Source organism: Mucilaginibacter aquatilis, from assembly GCF_009755275.1.
GTDB lineage: Bacteria > Bacteroidota > Bacteroidia > Sphingobacteriales > Sphingobacteriaceae > Mucilaginibacter > Mucilaginibacter aquatilis.
This window is the reverse complement of record NZ_WQLA01000008.1, coordinates 11,767-28,032: the sequence shown is the minus strand read 5'-3', so window position 1 is coordinate 28,032 and position 16,266 is coordinate 11,767. Positions and strand designations below refer to the sequence as shown.

Genomic DNA, 16,266 nt, shown 5'->3' with positions numbered 1-16,266 from the left:
TATTTTTGCTGCTTTGATGGAAAAGGTATGACAGCAGTCCTCTTAGATATCGATTTTCTCATTACGCATTTTTAGCTCTTCTTTTATGGCGTTGTAAGCTGAAATTGCAGGCCACGCGCAAATAAATGGTAGGGCAAACTGTATGGCAAAGCCCGGTTTCATTTTAAGGTAAATGAAGGTAAGCATCATTAATACCCATATGCCAAACAGGCCCATGATTACGCCTTTTAACGTTGATTGTCGTTTGCTCAGTTGAGCTAAACTCATTTCAGAAAGATTCTTTTCATGCTAAGGGTGAGGATTTAAACAAAAATGTGTAGCTGCTATTTTTATTAAACTACACTATGGTGTAATTTAGGCATTACAGAATGAAAAACAATAACCATTCATCACTCCTAACACGTAGCAAGCTGAACAATGCTCCGCAGCCTGATAGCACACAGTTGCAAAACTACCTTGATGCTGTTAAGGCATTTGCAAGGCTTACGTACGAAAGTATATATGTGATTAATTACGAAGACATGTCGTTTGAGTATGTGTCTGAAAATCCTTTGTTTTTGTGCGGTTACACAGCTAATGAGGTTTTAGAAATGGGGTACAACTTTTACTTTACAACGTGCCCGATGATGATTTAAAGCTTCTTACGCTCATTAACACTGCCGGTTTCAATTTTTACGATAAACTTGCTCCTGAACAAAGACAACAGTATAGCATTACCTACGATTTTCATTTACTTAACAAAGATGGGAGCCGGGTGCTGATTAATCATAAGCTTACACCGTTGTTTTTAACGCCCGACCAAAAGATATGGAAAGCTATATGCATTGTATCAATTGCGCACCGCAAAACAGCAGGTAACGCATTTATTTATAAACAAGGCGATGATACTATCTGGCAGCTTGATGTGGAAACAGGCGTATGGTGCAAAAACACAAAACCCAGGCTTAGCCCTCGCGAAATTGAAATTTTACGCCTGCATGCTCAAGGACTAACCATAAACCAAATTGCCGAAAAGATTTTTGTAGCACCCGATACCGTAAAATATCATCGCCGCCATATTTTTGAGGAGCTCAACGTAAAAAATATGACCGAAGCATTGAGCTACGCTGTAAGCAGTAGAATAATTTAACCGTTTGATAGCCAGTTTAAGTTGACAATAAACGAGTAAGCGCAGTTAACTAATTATAAGTTTACTTTGTATTTTGCAACATACATAACCACTAATCAATTATGAAATTTATTATTACGCTTTCAATTGCGCTTTGCTGCGCCACTATTGCCAGTGCTCAAACCTCAAAACAAACGGCTGAAAGCAATCAGGTTTACAGTGTAGCTCAAAAAATGCCTGTTTTTATGGGCGGTAACGGGGCGTTTGAAAAGTATATTGCCAAAAACCTGCGCTACCCAAAAAAGGCTAAGGACAAAAAGATACAGGGTAAGGTATACGTAAGCATGATTATTGAAAAAGACGGCTCCGTAAAAAATGTGAAAGCCGAACGTGGTGCATCGCCCGAGCTGAATGCCGAAGCCGTGAGAATTGTATCATCTTCTCCCAAATGGACACCCGGACAGCAAAATGGTAAGGCGGTTAGGGTTTATCAGATGGTGCCTATTGAGTTTAGTTTGTTGTAAAATACAGGAATTTATACTCAAGTGATTGAATCAAACCAAATATCATTTACCGACACGGGTTTATTGTAAAGATTAGGTCCAAGCCTGTCAATTAACTCAGGATTGTAGTCAATTAGTAATTCGTTTGAGACGATAGAGCTTACCTCAATATAAGTGATATAAGAACATTTGTCTAGTATACTTTCAAATAACTTGGCCACCTGTGATGTTATGAATAGGAGAGGGCTCTTGCACCAAACATAACCTATAAGTGTATTACTTAAGCAAATCCCCGCCCAGTTTTCAACGTCCTCTTCAAAAGATACGATAATGTTTTTCTGCGCAGCCAATTCTATAAATAAATATAATTCACTCACCCGCCAAGCAACGTTAGTATTAATAGCTTGATGAATTTGTTGTGTTATGTTTTCATTGAAAATGTTGTTATACAGATGGATTAACCAAGTAAATATACTTCCACTATTTAATGTCTCCATTGTTTATGACACTTATTTGTCAACTAATAATGCTTGTAAATTCCTTTATTTCTATTATTAATTAAACGAAAAATCCCGCCCTCATGAGGACGGGATTCGGGATTTAAAACTTAAGACCTGAAGCTTTTACAGCTTACCAAATCTTAATGCGCTCCTCGGGCTTTTTGTACATTTTGTTGCCCGGTTGTATGTTAAATGCTTTGTACCATGCATCCATATTTGTAATAGGGGCATTGGTACGGAATTGCTCAGGTGAGTGCGGGTCGGTCATAATCTGTTGCATTGAAGCCTCAGGACGTTTTTTACCTCTCCAAACTTGTGCCCAAGATAAGAAAAATCGCTGATCGGGGGTGAAGCCGTCAATTTTGGTATTTGATTTTCCTTGCTTGGTTTTCTTGAATGCATCATAAGCTACACTTAAACCGCCTAAGTCGGCAAGGTTTTCACCTAAAGTAAGCTTGCCGTTTACGTGTACAGTATCTAACACGGTAAAGGCATTGTACTGGTTTACCACTAAATCGGCACGGCTTTTAAATTTGTCGGCGTCTTCTTTTTTCCACCAATCGCGCAGTGTACCATCAGCATCATACTGGCGGCCCTGGTCGTCAAACCCGTGGGTCATTTCGTGACCTATTACAGCACCAATACCACCATAGTTAATGGCATCATCGGCCTTAAAATCAAAGAATGGGAATTGCAATATGCCTGCAGGGAATACAATTTCATTGTTTACCGGGCTGTAGTAAGCGTTAACGGTAGGAGGGGTCATTCCCCATTCAGTTTTATCAACCGGTTTGCCAAGGCGGCTAACCATATCGTTATAGCTCCAAACGTTAATGCGGCGCAGGTTACCAAAGTAATCATTACGGTCAATGCTTAAGCCATTATAGGTTTCCCATTTATCGGTATAACCAATTTTAACCGTAAAGGCATTCAGTTTTTTCATTGCACGGGCCTTAGTGTCGGCCGTCATCCAATCTAAACGTTGTATACGCTCTCCTAAAGTTACCTTAAGGTTATTTACTAAACCTACCATGTATGCTTTTGCAGCAGGAGTGAAGTACTTGGCTACATAAAGCTGGCCTAATAATTCGCCAAGGCTGCCATCAACCAAACCGGTCATGCGCTCGTAACGTGGTGCCTGCACCTGCTGTCCGCTAAGTACGCTGCTGAATTTAAACTGGCTTTTTACAAACGGTGAGCTTAATGAACCAGCCGAACCGCGTAAAATACCCCATTTTAAGTAAGTTTTCCAATCTTCAACCGGTACCGAAGCCAATAGGCCATCGGCAGTGGTTAAAAATGATGGTGATGATACTAGTACTGAGTCAGGAGTACCCACTTTAAGTTTAGGCAAAATTTCAACCCAGTTTAAGTGAGGAGTAGTTTTGGCTAAAGCAGGAGTTGCAAACTTGTTATAAGTTTTATTAGGATCGCGCATGGCCACACGGGTCATTTGTGCTTCGGCAAGTTTGCTTTCAATGCCCCAAATGGTAGCTGCATTTTTAGCGGCAGTTTCGGCATTGCTACCCGTAAGTGTAAATAAATCTACTATGTATTGCTTATAAGCATCCTGAATGCGCTTTGTACGGGCATCACTTTTAAGGTAGTAATCACGATCAGGTAAACTGGTGCCGCCCTGACCAAAACCTACAATGTATTTGGTTGGGTTTTTTGAATCTTGCCTTACGCCAAAGCTAAATAGTGGGCTGCCTAAGGCGTTAACGCGTTCAAATACAATTTCATTAATAACGCCATCAAGATTTTGAATAGCATCAATACGTTGTAAATCGGCCTGAATAGGGGTGTAGCTTCTTTTTTCGATAGCCATGGTGTCCATACCGCTAGCGTATAAATCACCTACACGTTGCTCAATGCTTCCTTTTGGCGCGTTAGTTTTTGCGCTAACCTCGGTAACAATACCCTGAAGTTTTTTCTTGTTATCGTCGTTAAGGATATTGAAACTTCCCCAGCGCGTTTCTTTGGCTGGTATTTCATTTGCCTTTAACCAGCCTCCGTTTGCATACTCAAAAAAGTTGTCGCTTGGTTTTACCGACTTATCCATGTTAGCCGGATCAATAAATTTTTTAGGGGGATCGGCCTTAGCCTTCTTGTTTTTTCCACCATCGCCGGCCTGTACATTTGCCGAAAGGCAAAGTGCTGCTGCAGCCAGCATCCAATTTCCAAAATTATATTTCATGCACTTAAACAAATAAGGTTTTAAAAGTAAGCAATTTAACTATTTATGCAATAGTTAGCCGCTACAATTGTTACATTAAGTAATATAAAATTTGGTTGCCATGTTAAAAGTTAATTCAGTATAGGAAGTAATTGGAAAGCGATACCACGTTAAAAAGCTGAGCATGCAAAAATTCTTGATTGAGTTTTGTATGATGCAGTTCAATTTATTAAACTGGTATATCGTTGGGAGATATTAATCCCAAATTAAGGGCAAATCTAAAAACGGGATATAATGGGGTAATTTTGGAAAAGCATGATAAAAAATGCTGAAGATAGAAGTGGTAAGTATATAAGAAAGTGACTTATTTGTCATGTTTTTAACTATGGCCTTAAATTTGTATGTTTGTAATTACTTATCAAAAATCGGGGTCGACCGGAATTGACAGGATGGAGATAAGTAAGTAAGCATGCAGCGCGTTGTGTGAATTAGCGCTTAAATCTGAACGCTCAAACTTACAAATGGCGAAAATAACTACGCCTTAGCTGCCTAATTTAGAATTAGCATAGCTTTTGTCCCGCCGGTTTTCCGTTTCATCGGATCGGCATACGGGGCATCGAAAGATGAAACTGGTCTGCTTAAGGTGTGATAAGCGGGTGAGATAAAGCACCTACGGAAGATGGTATAGGTGAGTTACTGACCTTCCCCTTCCCGACAAATTAACAGAACTAAGCATGTAGAAAGCTTACCTTATACCATGTTTGGACGAGGGTTCGAATCCCTCCGGCTCCACAAAAAGGTAAAATTTAAAGACGGTTATAATCTTATAACCGTCTTTTTTTATGATCTTAATTTCATACTAAACAGATTATATTCTATTCTTCTTTACATCCATATTTAAAGTTTCTTATCCAGATGCAGTGATGTTTTGTTAAAAAATTAAATATAAAGCGTAAATACAGCAATATAATTTTCACCTACCTGAAATTTCGTGCTTTGGGTATGGCGCTTTTAGCAAGGTTCTCTTTTGATGAAGTATTTTCTGCCGTGTTTGAAGCTCTTTGTTCAAACGCTGATTGTTTGGATTCATTTACAACACCGTTTAATATTGGAGTTAAATCATGAAAGCTTTTAATGACAATGTGCTGTACTATGCCTTCGCGTTGTATCCAGCCTTGGGCCATAAGTAGTCTTGCGGTGAGTATTTCTTTGCGGTATGTTTCAAAAATTTTTTCAAAGGCTACAAGGTTTAATACGCCGGTTTCATCCTCTATAGTGATAAAACATATGCCATGTGCAGTGCCGGGGCGCTGACGTATGGTTACTAAACCGGCAACCTTAATTTTTGTTCCTACAGCAATGTGAGCTGTTTCTTCACTGCTTACTATGCCCAGCTGTTTTAGTTTAGGGCGTGTAAGGCTTACCGGGTGTGCTTTTAATGACAGCGATGTAGAACTATAATCGTGAATTACATGTTCGGCCAAGCTCATTAAGGGTAATTGCATCTGTTTAGAGTCTGGGTTTTTAACAACCTGATTTTTAAATATTCCTTTTGGGGCATCTGCCAAGGCCGAAATTTCCCAAAGAGCCTGGCGGCGATCTAAACCCATTGAGCGGAAGGCATCCGCATCGGCTAAGCGTTCCAGTGCATCGGGTGTTATACCTGTGTTCAAAAGTTCTATAATGTGCTTGTAAGGTTTAGTGCGGCCAGCCACAATTAACAAAGCATCGTCTTCACGTAAGCCTTTGGCATTTCTGAAACCTAACCTTAACGGGTTGTAATATTTGATACGTTCTTCTAAAATATTGTCCCATTCTGAGTAGTTTACATCAATAGGTCTTACCTCAACATGATGGTTTTTCGCATCAGTAATAAGTTGTGATGGTTGATAAAACCCCATGGGCTGACTGTTTAAAATAGCTGCCGCAAAAACATCAGGATAATAGCATTTAAGCCACGATGAAACATACACCAATAATGCAAAACTAGCAGCATGACTTTCAGGAAAACCGTAGCTGCCAAAACCTTCCAATTGTTTAAATATGCGCGATGCAAACTCGCGGGTATACCCGCGTTCCATCATGCCTTCGGTTAATTTTTTTTGAAATGCATTTACCTGGCCTTTTACTTTAAATGTAGCCATGCTTCTACGTAATTCATCGGCTTCGGCAGGGGTAAAGCCTGCAGCAACCATAGCAATTTTCATAGCCTGCTCCTGAAACAACGGAACACCTAAAGTGCGTTTCAAAATTTCCTCAAGCTCTTTCGATGGATAAGTTACTTCTTCCTGTTTATTCCGACGTTTTAAATAAGGATGCACCATATCACCCTGTATAGGGCCGGGCCGTACTATGGCTACTTCTATAACCAAATCATAAAAGCACTCAGGACGCAGCCGTGGCAACATTGATTGCTGTGCACGACTTTCAATTTGAAACACACCAATGGTATCAGCAAGGCTTATCATCTGGTAAACAACATCATCGTCCTGGGGTATATTGGCAAGTGTTAGCTCAATGCCGTAATGTTGTTTAACCAAGTCAAACGCTTTACGTATGCAGGTTAACATACCTAATGCTAAAACGTCAACCTTTAAAAAGCCTAAAGTGTCAATATCATCTTTATTCCATTCAATATTGGTACGGTCTTCCATACGGGCATTGATGATAGGGCATAGGTTGGTAAGTTTGCCCTGAGTTACAACAAAACCACCCGTATGTTGCCCTAACTGACGTGGGAAGCCAATCATTTGGGATGTTAAGCTCAACACTTTTACCAGAAGCTTATCCTCAGGGTTAAGGCCTTGTTCTTCTAGCTGCCTGGCATCAAACCAGTCACTGCTATAGTCCCAAATGCCTGCTGCAAGGCGGTCAATCACATCCTGCGAAAGGCCCATTACCTTGCCAACATCACGTATGGCGCCTTTTTGACGTTGTTGTGTTACCGTAGCAACAATAGCTGCCCGGTCGCGCCCGTATTTATCATAGATGTACTGAATAATCTCTTCCCGGCGTTCGTGCTCAAAATCCACATCAATATCAGGAGGTTCATTCCGGGCAGAAGAAATAAAGCGTTCAAAAAGTAAATTAAACTTTGTAGGGTCAACGGAGGTAATGCCCAGGCAATAACAAACAGCCGAATTAGCTGCTGAACCGCGTCCCTGGCATAATATACCGCGCTGTCTGGCTTCTCTTACAATATCATGCACAAATAAAAAGTAGTTGGCATAATCCATTCGCTCTATAAAGCCAAGCTCATGGTTAATGGTGTTTATAAGCTTTTCAGTTGGCTCATTATTAAACATCTCTTTTATACCTTCATTAACCAAATGTTTAAGTTCTTCCATTGGTGTGCGGCTGCTCTGATATATTTCTTCAGGATAAACGTATTTTAGTTCATCAAGTGAAAAAGTACAGGCATTAGATATTTCAACAGTATGCGCTAAAGCATCGGGATAGGATCGAAATAGCCTTTCAATCTCATTAATGGGTTTTAAATACCTTTCGGCGTTTACGTGCAATTTGAAACCGGCATTATGTATAGTACATTTTTCGCGTACGCAGGTAAGCACATCTTGCAGCTCGCGCCTGCTTTGTTCATGATAGTGCACATTATTGGTAGCAACAACCTTAATGTTGTTTTTAAGCCCTAACTCATGAATGCGAAATAATCTTTTATGATCATTGTTTTGATAGGTTCTGCTGGCAGCTACGTACAGGTTGCTTATGTTTTCCTTATAATCAATCACATCAGCAATGAATTGGCTGTCAAATTCAAAAAACTCATTCAGGCTTTCGGGGGGAATGATGACTAGGATAAGATCACTAGCTGCTGCGTAAACATCCTTTTTATACAAATAACACTTGCCTTTTTCGGCCCGCTGGTTGCCCAGCGTAAGCAAGGTTGATAATTGGCTGTAAGCTTGTTTATTAGTTGGGTATGCCAATAGGCTGGGCCCATCAAGCAAATCAAGCCTGCATGCAGGTATAATACTGATATTGTGTTTTTTTGCTTCAGCATGCGCTCTTACCAGGCCTGCAAATGAGTTATGATCTGTAATGGCAATACGCTTATAGCCTAATTGAGCTGCATATTTAACCAATTCTTCAGGGTGTGATGCTCCCCTTAAAAAACTGAAGTTAGTAGTAACCTGTAGTTCAACGTAACGCATAGTTTTGATTTATGCAAAATGGCCGTGCAAATACCATTCAGGGGTTGCTTTATCATAATGCCCCGAACGGAATATCCAGTAACGATATCCGTTTTGATCTTCTACAATGTAGTAATCCCTGTGTTCGCCTTCATCAAGCCACCATTCACGCTCAATACGTTCGGGGCCGTCAGAACGTTTAACATGGTGCACCTCGCCTTTATACCTGAAGAGCATAGGAGCATAGTCGGGTATCGGTGCCGAAACCTGTATAGGCTGCGGGCGTTTAAAAAGATTTACCGGACGCTTTAAATCAGTACGCCAGGGTGTTTGCTTTATATCTTTTATGTTTTGGCTGTTTTTAATTGCTCGCTCCGGCCAGTAGTTTTCCTGGGGTAAATATCTGTAAATAGACTGCATACCTATTTTGCCGGCAACTTTGTCTAGCAGTTCAATAATTCCATTATCGTCAATATTTATTTTGCCCTTCCAAATGGCTTGCTGTTTGATATCAACCTTGTCAATTTTAGGTATTTGCAAAACAAACAATTCAATACCCATCCCCGGCTTTATCTCGTTTAAATGAAGCTCAAACAATTTAAATAAATGTGCTACATCATGCGTAGCCTTGTTGGTGCCAATCTTTAAATGTTGAATTTTACCATCGGTGCGGTAAGTGCTTAATATTGCAGCACGAACGCCATTGCCCTCTGCAATTAAACGTTCGCAAATTTTTTTTAATAACTCTTGTACGGCAATATCAATACCGGTGCGTGTTTTATAAAGTTCAGGTGTATGCAGGCGCTCCTCGTATGGATCAGGTTCTTTAATTAGTTTAAGGTACTCTTCCACCTCGCCAAGTGCCTGTAGTATTCTTAAAATTAAATCACCACCAAAGCGCCGGCGCAACTCTTTAAGCGGAATTTTTAGTACAGACTCAATGTTTAAAAAGCCAAGCTTATCAAGTTTTTCAATAGTTATAGCATCTAAGCGTAAAGCAGCCGGCGGCAGGTTGCATAAAGCAGCCCTTTGCTGTTTCGGTTCAACAATACAATAGTTTTCAGTGTACCTTGATAGTGCCCAGGCGGCGCCAATAGTATCAGCAATGGCAGCTTTTACAACGTAACCTTTATTATTAAACCTGTTGATTATATCAGTTACATACCCGGCTTCGCTGCCCCATAAATGCGTGCAACCGGTAATGTTTAGCAAAAGGCCGTCAGGAAGGTTAAGTGCAACAACCGGCGTATAGCGTATGCACCATTCGGCAATGGCTTTCAGTAGCTTTTCTTCGCGTGCGGGCTTATCCTGCAGTACTTCTAGTGATGGTAGAATGGCTTTTGCATCGGCCAGGCGCATTCCAGGTATTACACCGCCTTGCTGTGCAATATTATTTGCTGCAGTAACCATAACGCAGTTATGATCTGGCTGAGAAAACACAAAAGGTATATCTATAAGTTCGGGTTTGCGAATGGCTATCCAATCGGTTTTTAAATAACAAAACCACAAAGCCATAAAACGTTGCTGCATGTCATTAACCTGCCTTTTTTACCGAAGTATTTATATTGCTACCTTCGGTTTCATAAACCGGTAAAAACTTGCCGCCATGCCATTCAAACTCCCAGGCACCTGGCTGGCCGTTGCGTACTTTCAAAAGTTCAACTTTCCAGCGTGGAAAGCCTACGCCGGGTAGCCCGCCTTGTAAATGGCTGGGCAGGGGGGTGATTTGCCAACGGGCAACCGTGGCGGTTGGATTTATTTTGGTATCATCGGTACGTAGCACAAGGCCGGTAACTTTACTTTGTTCTACAGCCAGTTGTAAACGTAAGGATTGGCTAAAGCTAAGTTCTTTGATTTCTGTTATTACGGCAGCAAACCCTTCACATTTAAGAGCCTCCTCGGTTACCCATAATAAATCTTTTTCCTTAGCAACATCTATGAATATGAGCTGGTCAGGTTCAATGCCAAATTCTTTTAATGCCGGTGCATATATGGTGCGTTGCATGCTTACCCAAATGCACATGCCCTTATTACCGGTTAACGAGTTTAGTAAGCCGCTAATAAAACCCCGGCAGGCCGACGCATGTTCATCACGGTTGCTAATAAATTCATGTATCATTCCAGTTGGAAACACACCGTTTGGAAAGTTGGCTTCAACTTGTTGTAAACCATTTATTTTTAAAGTATCTGCCGATGCCGGTTTGTAGCCTTGCTTAAGCAAAATATCTTTTTTCAACTGTTCAATAACATTTTTATTAATCTGGGCCATAATAACATGTTTATAATCAGTTTAAAGTTGGGTTGCGAAATGCAGGGACGAGTAAACCCAAATAAGCGGTAAGATAAACCACCATATGCCTTGATATAGCAGCACCAATCTCCTGCAGTTCAGAAGCACTTAACGCACACTGATAGTTTGGTGTACAGTTATCAACTGCATCCAGGTGCTGTTTAATTTCTTCATCCTCGGCTATGCGTAAATTACGATCATACCAGGTGCCGTGTTCAAGTTGTAAGGTTAGGGTTATAAATTCGTTTTGATGATAGAACTCCACAATAAATTGCGGAATGAACGGAAAATCCCACTGATGTGAAGGTACTTCATCTACCTGTATTCTGGTAAGTCCGCGGTTTAACTGTATGTCAATATAAAACTCGTCCATAAATCTAAGTACAAATGTATGCTAAAAAAGTTAGCAAATCGTATTTAGATTTTAAACATTTTTTGTTGAAAACTAAATTTGTAAGTAAAAGATGAACGCGCTACCTATCTATGGTGCACATATAACAATTAGTAATCTAAACCAGACACAGAGGTGAATATCAATTATATAAACCAGGGATTTGCGTTATGCGTTTTGGGTAATATTTAAACGTCCGGCAAGTAACTCAATGCTTTGCTCAATAGGAATATTGCCAATGCGCGATATAAATTCAGCAGGTCCACCTTCTTCACCACAGCCAAAACATTTAAAAATATTTTTTTCAGCACTTACCATTAACGAATTAGTTTGATCGGTGTGAAATGGGCAGTTACCTCTCATGCCTCGCCTGCTGGGTTGCAATGATAAATAGGATGAGATAATAGAAACTATAGGCGCCTTTTGTTGCACCTGAGCGTGTAAGGTTTTAAAATCAGGGGAAATCATAATTACCCGATAAAAATAGGTATTGCCTTAAATGATGCCAAATTGCTGATTGTATTGTTGAAAAGTTTAGTGTTATTAACTATTTGTTTTATAAGCTAAATGCAGGAATCAAACATAATCAAAAATGACGATGGTCACATTTTAGGCTGATGATGGTTGTAATTTTGAAAGAACTTAATCACTATTTTTACCCAATAAATAAGTCTATGGATAATGCCGCTTTGCTGAATGCTATTATAGAAAATGCCATTGATGGTATAATTACTATCAGCCAACGGGGAGTAGTTGAATCAATAAACCCATCGGCATGTAAGCTTTTTGGGTACGTGCCTGATGAGGTTATAGGTCACAACATATCTATGCTGATGCCACAGCCCGATAAGGCAAGACATGATACATATATTGAGCGGTACCAGCATACCGGCCATGCACATATTATTGGCATCGGCCGCGAGGTAACAGGATTACGTAAAGATGGTTCTGTGTTCCCCTTCAGGTTGGCAGTGAGTGAAGTAGCAGTTTCAGGCCGGAAAATTTATACAGGCTTTATACATGATCTGAGCCGTGCTAAAGAAGCAGAAGACCGCTTAAAAGAACATGCCGCCCGGTTGGAAGAACTGGTAGAGGAACGCACCAGCTCTTTAAAAGAAACAGTGCAGGCCCTGGAGTTTGCAAAAGAGGAGGTAAGTGTATCGCTTGAAAAGGAAAAAGAACTTAATCAACTCAAAAGCCGTTTTGTATCTATGGCATCACATGAGTTCAGAACACCTTTGAGCGCAATCCAGCTATCGGCCGTGCTTATTGAAAAATATGCTCAACAAGCCGAAAGTAGCAACATCAAAAAGCATGTTACTAAAATTAAGGCGGGGGTAAACAATCTTACTTCCATACTCAACGATTTCCTTTCGCTTGAAAAACTGGAAGCCGGTAAAACACATGCTGTTAGCTCAACTTTTGATGTTTTAAAGTTTGGAGAAGAAATTACCGAAGAAATGCAGCTGGTTGCCAAGCAAGATCAAAATATAATATACCAGCACACCGGCACCGGTAATACCGTAACACTTGATCGCTCGTTGCTTAAAAACTGCGTTGTAAACCTGATTGGCAATGCCATCAAATACTCGGGCGAAAACACATTTATTGAATTCAATACTGAGCTTTCTGCGAGTGAGTTTACCATCACCGTTAAAGACAATGGCATTGGTATTCCGCCTGAAGATCAGAAACATCTTTTTGAGGCTTTTTTTAGAGCGCATAATACCGGCAACATCCCGGGTACGGGCCTTGGTCTTAACATTGTAACCCGGCACGTGGCTTTAATGGATGGGCAAATTCATTTTAAAAGTGCCGTAAACCAGGGTACTTCGTTCGTTTTAACATTTCCTTTATCATCATGAAAACCATTTTAATTATTGAAGACAACGCAGATATACGCGAAGGTACTGCCGAGATACTGGGCTTATCGGGCTATAAGGTAATCGAGGCTGATAATGGTAAAACCGGCGTAGAACTGGCTACTGCGCATCAGCCTGATTTAATTTTGTGCGATATTATGATGCCCGAACTGGATGGTTATGGCGTATTGTTGCGTTTAAGCAAAAACATGCATACACAAGCCATTCCATTTATTTTTTTAACCGCAAAGGCTGAGCGCGTTGATCACCGTAAAGGTATGGAACTTGGCGCTGATGATTATTTAACCAAACCATTTGACGATGTAGAGTTGCTGAACGCAATTGAAAGCCGTTTGCAAAAAAAGCAAAAACTGGAAATTTATTACAGCCGCTCACTGGAAAACCTTGAGCGTTTGGCCGAAGGCAATGGTAAGGGAATAAGGGAACTTAAAAGCATGATTGCTGGACGAAAGATACGTCAGATTAAAAAGAAGCAGATACTGTTTTATGACGGCGATCAGCCTCAGGGGCTTTACCTGGTTATTGAAGGCAACATAAAAACCACTAAAATGGCACCAGATGGCAGGGAATTAATTACCGGCATTTACCAGGCGGATGATTACCTGGGTCTGCATGCGCTGTTGTTGGAAGCTGACCATGCCGAGACCGCTGAAGCATTAGATGATTCGGCAGTGTGCCTGTTGCCAAAAGATATGGTTACCGAGCTGCTTTATAAATATCCTGATTTAGGCAGGCAGTTTTTTAAGATATTGGCCAACAACATCAGGGAAAAAGAAGATCAGTTGATTGAGTTGGCTTATTTGTCTGTGAGGAAACGAATGGCTAATGTTTTATTAAGACTAAGCAAATACGCAGGTGCACAAGAGCAAATATCAGCTTCCAGAGAAGAACTGGCATCAATGGCCGGTATAGCCAGCGAAACCGTTAGCCGTACCCTTACCGATTTTAAAGAGGAAGGGATTATTGAAAAGAAAGGTAGCGTAATTCAAATATTAGCTATTGAGCGATTGCAAAAAATGAAAAACTGACAACAATCGTTTTTATGGCAAGGCAAAAATGTATAGGCAAGGACTGCATTTGCGCAAATGAATGTAACTCAATAAAAGAGAACATTAGTGTTTAATTAGCTTTAGCACTATTTGCTTGAGTACTTTTTTAACTCAATACAGATTTATCAATTTATGGAGTATTTTGCTTATAAAAAAAGCGGCTCAATACATTGAGCCGCTTCTTTATAATTAAGGTGGGGTTCAGTTCTAAATAGCCATTAGCCCTAAATCTAATGCTTCAAGGTGCGCTTCGGAAATCAGCAGCTCCTTATACATTTTATTCAGATATTCCTGCGTTTGTCCGGTAAGCTCGGGCAGCAATTGTTTATAGTAGTTTATACCATCCTGTAACTGGTTTTTAAATTTAAGCAAGTAATTTTCCCGCTTTCCATTCCAGTTTTGTAAATGGCTGCTTATCTCTTTTCGCAGGTAATCAATATATAAATTAAGCTCGTTAACAAACAGGTTAGGCCGTTCCACATTTTGCAAAAGGTTTACCTGTCCGTATATATGTTTAACCATATCACCCAAAGTATAAACATTTTTAAAGTAAGCCAGGTTAGGACCGGGGCAAACAGCTACAGCTTTGCTTTCGCGCGGCTTAAGCATATCGTTTTTTATGTAGGCCGATGTGCATAGGCCTTCGCATAAGCATATCTTTTCGGTTACTGCTTCCACTTGTTGCTGGTAATCCTTTTGTGGTAGGTTAAGCTCTTGTAATTGCGCTATTTTAAGCATTTGGTATTGGCGTGATGCCGTACAAATTGGCTCTTGGGTAAACTCGCTATTACTTACTAAAAACTTTTTAACGCAAGGGCTTCCTGGTACACCTTTTTCAATGCGTTGCAGGCGCTGCTGCTCCATTGTGCTGCCCTTAAAATTATTAAACAATACACCAAGGGGTGAAGAGTTACTGATGTAAAAGTCATCTTTACCGGCATTGGCCAAACTTTGTAAGGTGTCGGGGTCAACGTTGGTTACCTCTGGTACCAGCAAAAACGGACTTCCCCAGCCTGTTGCACATAGCTGATAATGCTTCATTAAAAACGTATTTTCATAAGCCGTTCCAATACCTCCCTGCACACTTACTTTTAATTTAGGCTTATGAGTTGTTATACCTTTTGTTGCTAAAGCTGCCTGGTACATTTGTGTAAGCTCATTAGCCATTTGCAGCCTTTTTTGTTTAAACTCCTCCAATATAGGTCCAAGCAGCAGGCCATCAGTAGCAAAGGCATGTCCGCCGCAATTCAGGCCCGATTCTATCCTGAACTCTGATACCCACAATCCTTTTTTAGCTAAAAACTTGGCCTGTATTAATGCCGAACGATAATCGCTAACCTTCAAAATTATTTTTTTGCGGAGCTGTCCGTTTTCGTCGGGATAAAAGTCTGCAAAGTTTTCAAGGTAACTGTATAAGCGCGGATTCATACCGGCTGATAAAATAATTGATGACTGGAGGTTGCTTTGGGCAAAGCCCTTTAATGCTGCCAGCGCATCTGAATTTTCTTCGCCGGCAGGGTTGCCTTCTGCAGTGTAATTCATTTTATCAACTTTCGACATAATATTTACGTCAATAGCCCCCATATGGATACGTGAACGTAATAATGACTGAAAAATGCGCTTGCTATCACATTCCGGATACTCGGACATTAACTCATAGCCATGTTTTAATTCTGATCCCGGTGGTAACAGTTCAAAGTAGCGATCAATATCAGAACAATGATTAAAAGGCAACTTGCGCAACTCGTCAAATTGTTGATTTACCAGTTTATGCAGCAGATTTAAATAGGCAGTTACGCGTTTGGTTCTGCTTTCAGGTTCGGTTTTGTTAATAGGTGTAAAAGGTAGCGCATTTTGCTCACAGTGATATTTACGCATGCGTTCTAAAAGTTCATCATCAACTATTGAAACTGTTGATGATATGCCATAGCGTGCAACTTTAAGCGGAGTGTCAACCGAAAATGCTAAGCCCAATACGGGGATATGAAAAGTATGACTCATGTTATGTAATTGAATTTAATGGCATTTGACCATTTAAGTACAACTTGAGCAAATCAGTCGCTCAACTACAAAAGTGATCGCTTATGTACTTTCTGGAGATGACCATCGTCACTCAAGTAGGTGATTTGCGTCAAATACATAAATGGATGAGCAACAAATATTAAAAACTATTTTGTCTATAGATTTGGTAGATTAAATTTGATGTGCTATAATT

14 protein-coding genes and 1 other RNA gene are annotated in these 16,266 nt (G+C 40.3%); 6 read left to right on the top strand and 9 right to left on the bottom strand.

The genetic code is table 11. From position 1 onward, the window contains the following. Positions 1-42: 42 nt before the first annotated feature. Positions 43-267, bottom strand: a complete 225-nt coding sequence (locus GO816_RS17550) for a hypothetical protein (RefSeq protein WP_157543263.1) — start codon at positions 265-267, stop codon at positions 43-45. A gap of 101 nt (positions 268-368) precedes the next feature. Between GO816_RS17550 and GO816_RS18735 the strand changes: the two genes are divergently transcribed. From GO816_RS18735 to GO816_RS17540, 3 genes are all read left to right on the top strand, one after another. After that, complete coding sequence (locus tag GO816_RS18735; RefSeq protein WP_198171563.1) at positions 369-635, top strand: hypothetical protein; 267 nt, start codon at positions 369-371, stop codon at positions 633-635. Then, complete coding sequence (locus GO816_RS17545; RefSeq protein WP_198171562.1) at positions 617-1,129, top strand: response regulator transcription factor; 513 nt, start codon at positions 617-619, stop codon at positions 1,127-1,129. The genes GO816_RS18735 and GO816_RS17545 overlap by 19 nt, the downstream gene beginning before the upstream one ends. A 101-nt stretch (positions 1,130-1,230) precedes the next feature. Then, the gene (locus GO816_RS17540) at positions 1,231-1,632 is read left to right on the top strand and encodes an energy transducer TonB (protein ID WP_157543262.1); all 402 of its coding nucleotides are present in this window, start codon (positions 1,231-1,233) and stop codon (positions 1,630-1,632) included. A 17-nt stretch (positions 1,633-1,649) separates the two neighbouring features. Here the strand turns inward: GO816_RS17540 and GO816_RS17535 are convergent, their stop codons facing one another. Both GO816_RS17535 and GO816_RS17530 read right to left on the bottom strand, forming a co-directional pair. Next, complete coding sequence (locus GO816_RS17535) at positions 1,650-2,108, bottom strand: hypothetical protein (protein ID WP_157543261.1); 459 nt, start codon at positions 2,106-2,108, stop codon at positions 1,650-1,652. A 133-nt stretch (positions 2,109-2,241) separates the two neighbouring features. Beyond that, a complete protein-coding gene (locus GO816_RS17530) occupies positions 2,242-4,308 on the bottom strand; it encodes a M13 family metallopeptidase (protein ID WP_232336615.1) in 2,067 nt (688 codons plus the stop codon). A gap of 406 nt (positions 4,309-4,714) precedes the next feature. Between GO816_RS17530 and ssrA the strand changes: the two genes are divergently transcribed. Next, positions 4,715-5,082: a transfer-messenger RNA gene (ssrA, locus tag GO816_RS17525) on the top strand. Positions 5,083-5,264: 182 nt separating this feature from the next. On the opposite strand, the gene GO816_RS17520 is transcribed toward ssrA, so the two are convergent. From GO816_RS17520 to GO816_RS17500, 5 genes are all read right to left on the bottom strand, one after another. Beyond that, on the bottom strand, positions 5,265-8,459 hold the full coding sequence (locus tag GO816_RS17520) for an error-prone DNA polymerase (protein ID WP_157543260.1): 3,195 nt from the start codon (positions 8,457-8,459) through the stop codon (positions 5,265-5,267). 9 nt (positions 8,460-8,468) lie between these two features. Continuing rightward, positions 8,469-9,953 (bottom strand): Y-family DNA polymerase, encoded by a 1,485-nt coding sequence (locus tag GO816_RS17515; RefSeq protein ID WP_232336614.1) that lies wholly within the window; start codon positions 9,951-9,953, stop codon positions 8,469-8,471. A gap of 19 nt (positions 9,954-9,972) precedes the next feature. Continuing rightward, positions 9,973-10,707 carry an ImuA family protein gene (locus tag GO816_RS17510; protein ID WP_157543258.1) on the bottom strand — a complete coding sequence of 245 codons (735 nt, stop codon included), beginning with the start codon at positions 10,705-10,707 and terminating at the stop codon, positions 9,973-9,975. 16 nt (positions 10,708-10,723) lie between these two features. Further along, positions 10,724-11,101, bottom strand: a complete 378-nt coding sequence (locus GO816_RS17505) for a hypothetical protein (protein WP_157543257.1) — start codon at positions 11,099-11,101, stop codon at positions 10,724-10,726. Positions 11,102-11,287: 186 nt separating this feature from the next. Next, positions 11,288-11,587 (bottom strand): CHC2 zinc finger domain-containing protein, encoded by a 300-nt coding sequence (locus GO816_RS17500; RefSeq protein WP_157543256.1) that lies wholly within the window; start codon positions 11,585-11,587, stop codon positions 11,288-11,290. A gap of 206 nt (positions 11,588-11,793) precedes the next feature. On the opposite strand from GO816_RS17500, the gene GO816_RS17495 reads away from it, so the two are divergent. Together GO816_RS17495 and GO816_RS17490 are read left to right on the top strand one after the other, a co-directional pair. Further along, positions 11,794-12,984 (top strand): PAS domain-containing sensor histidine kinase, encoded by a 1,191-nt coding sequence (locus tag GO816_RS17495; RefSeq protein WP_157543255.1) that lies wholly within the window; start codon positions 11,794-11,796, stop codon positions 12,982-12,984. Then, a complete protein-coding gene (locus tag GO816_RS17490) occupies positions 12,981-14,030 on the top strand; it encodes a response regulator (RefSeq protein ID WP_157543254.1) in 1,050 nt (349 codons plus the stop codon). Before GO816_RS17495 ends, GO816_RS17490 begins: the two co-directional genes overlap by 4 nt. A 228-nt stretch (positions 14,031-14,258) precedes the next feature. On the opposite strand, the gene GO816_RS17485 is transcribed toward GO816_RS17490, so the two are convergent. Continuing rightward, entirely contained in the window at positions 14,259-16,052 is a 1,794-nt protein-coding gene (locus tag GO816_RS17485) for a hypothetical protein (RefSeq protein ID WP_157543253.1), read from the bottom strand. Between the last annotated feature and the right edge of the window lie 214 nt (positions 16,053-16,266).